Annotated in this window: 2 protein-coding genes; both read right to left on the bottom strand. The window is 69.5% G+C overall.

The window, feature by feature from the left end; translation table 11 throughout:
• Window positions 1-505: 505 nt before the first annotated feature.
• The gene (locus GUY60_RS36700; RefSeq protein ID WP_161705835.1) at window positions 506-1,573 is read right to left on the bottom strand and encodes an LLM class flavin-dependent oxidoreductase; all 1,068 of its coding nucleotides are present in this window, start codon (window positions 1,571-1,573) and stop codon (window positions 506-508) included.
• The gene (locus tag GUY60_RS36695; protein ID WP_161705834.1) at window positions 1,570-2,541 is read right to left on the bottom strand and encodes an ABC transporter substrate-binding protein; all 972 of its coding nucleotides are present in this window, start codon (window positions 2,539-2,541) and stop codon (window positions 1,570-1,572) included. Before GUY60_RS36695 ends, GUY60_RS36700 begins: the two co-directional genes overlap by 4 nt.
• Window positions 2,542-2,557: the final 16 nt, after the last annotated feature.

Here is a 2,557-nt window from a genome sequence, read left to right as displayed (position 1 = left end):
CTCCTGCGGACCGGCGCAGGCGGCGAGGCCCCCGGCCAGGGCGAGGACGACGACGGTGGTGGCGGCACGCCGGAACATGGCTCTGCGATCACGCATGGGAAAAGAGGCCTTTCGAGGCAAGGGGTGCCGTCGGAAGGCGGGCGTGGGCCGCGCGGGAGACACGGGGCCGAGCGAGGCCGAACCGACGACACGGAAAGGGAGTTACCGCGTACGGAGTCGGAGTCCGGGCCCGGAAAGGAGGAGGCGGGGAACGCCCGCCGGGGAGCCCGGTGCGCTCAGCGACAGTGGTTGTCGGACACCGCGAGTGCGTGCACACCGATGAGCACCAGCCGGAAGGCGGTGTGCTCGGGAGTTCGGTGGAGGCGCGGCATGACCGGAACCCTGTCCGAACTCGCGGTCGAACTCAACCGCATCTCATCATCCGATACGAGCTGTCTCAGAAACATGGTTCAAGCAGGTCAGGTGGGGTTCAGGCCGGGTGTGGTTCAGGCAGATCAGGTGGGGTTCAGGGCGCCGCATCCCAGAGCCGCGTCGGTGCCGCCCTGCGGACCGCCGGTGCCACCTCCTCCGCGAACCACTGGAGCTGCTCCAGCTGTTCGGCCGTGGACAGGCCGAAGCCGTCCACGGTGACCGACTGCAGATCGTGCCCGTACACCTCGTGGTAGCCGAGGATCTTGTCGATGATCTGCTGCGGGCTGCCTATGAGCTGGGGCCCGTCCGCGATGGCCTCCTCGATGGTCCTGAACGGCGTGTTGTACCCCGCCCGGCCCTCCAGGTGCGGCCGGAAGCTCTGCCGTACCCGCGCCTCGTACAGCTCCTTGTAGCGCCGCACCGCGTCCCCCTCGCTCTGCGCGATGAGCAACCCGCCGGAACCCGCCGCCACATGAGCCCGCGCCGGATCGTGCCCGTACGCCTCGAACCGCTCGCGGTAGTACCGGATCAGCTTCGCGTACGCGGGGCGCGGCTGTACCGCGTTGGCCGTGAACAGCGGATCGCCGTGCTTGGCCGCGAGCTCGGGGGAGTTGAGGCTCGTCGCCGAGCCGTGCCACACGCGGGGCGGGCCCGCGTACGGCCGTGGCACCGTCGTCACGTTCTTCAGCGGCGGCCGGAACTCCCCCTCCCAGTCGAGCCCTTCCTCCCGCCACAGCCGGCGCAGCAGCTCGTACTTCTCCGCCTGGTACTCCCACTGCCGCGCCTCGTCGAGCCCGAACAGGTCGAAGTGGCCGGCCTCCGCGCCCTTGCCGATGACCAACTCCACGCGCCCTCGGGAGAGTTGGTCCAGGGTCGCGTACTCCTCGGCGACCCGCACCGGGTCCAGGATCGCGACCACGGTCACCCCGGTGAGCAGCCGGATCCGCGAGGTGCGGGCGGCGAGCGCGCCGAGGACGACCGTGGGGCTCGACGACAGGAAGGGGCCCGCGTGCCGTTCCCCGACCGCGTACGCGTCGAAGCCGAGCTCCTCGGCGCTCACCCCGATGTCCACGACCTGCGCCAACCGCTCGGCGGCCGTGGGGAGTTCGCCGGTGAGCGGGTGCGGCGAGTGGTGGATGATGGACAGGACCTGGAACCTCATGATGTCTTCGGCAGCCCTTCCGGGTTGAGTTCGGAGGTGCGCACGGCCTCGCCGGTCAGGCCCCAGCGCTTCAGGACCTTGCGGTACTCGCCGTGGTCGACGACGCGCTGCACAGCCTTGTGCAGGGCCTTGACCAGGCCGTTGTCCTTCTTCGTGGTCGCGGCGATCTTCCCCTCGACGCCCTCGCCCGCACCCGAGAACGTGCCGATGACCTCGGTCTGCCCGGTCGTCTTCGCGTGGTACGAGGCGACCGGGTTGGGGCCCAGATAGGCGTCGATACGGCCCGAGCCGAGCGCCAGGTAGTAGTCGCTGCTGTTCTGGAAGTACTTGATCTGTGTGGCCTTCCGGCCCGCCTTCACGTTCCGCTCGCTCCAGTCGACGAGCAGCTTCTCCTGGTTGGTGCCCGAGGACACCCCGATGGTGCGGCCCGCCACGTCGGCGGGGCCCTTCACCTTCCAGTCCTTGCCCTTCTTCGCCTCGAACGCGATGGTGTCGAGGCGGTACGTGGCGAAGTCGTACTTCTCCTTGCGCTCCTCCGTGACCGTGATGTTGGAGAAGCCCGCGTCGTACTTGCCGCTGTCCAGGCCCACGAAGATGTTCGCCCAGTCCACCGAGTGGTAGCGCACCTTCAGGCCGAGCACGTCCGCGACCAGCGACGCGAGGTCCGTCTCCACCCCGATCACGGTTCTGTCGTCGGTCGCGTAGAACGTCAACGGCGGTGTGGAACCTGCCGAGTTGACGACGTCGAGGGTGCCGCGCTCCCGGATCCGGTCCGGTACGAGCTTGGCGATCTCCGGCACCTTCTTCGCCTGGACTCGGTTCTGCTTCGGCTCCAGGTTGATGCTGCTGCCCTTGGCCCCGGGGCCGGGCCGGGAGCCCCCGCCCTCGTCGGCGCTCGACGCGCCGCAGCCGGTGGTGAGGGCGAGCGCGGACGTGACGGCCAGGGCCAGGGCGGTGCGGCGGTTCACAGGGGGACTCCATCGG

Source organism: Streptomyces boluensis, from assembly GCF_009908195.1.
Taxonomy (GTDB): Bacteria; Actinomycetota; Actinomycetes; order Streptomycetales; family Streptomycetaceae; genus Streptomyces; species Streptomyces boluensis.
This window is presented reverse-complemented; position numbering and strand designations above follow the sequence as displayed.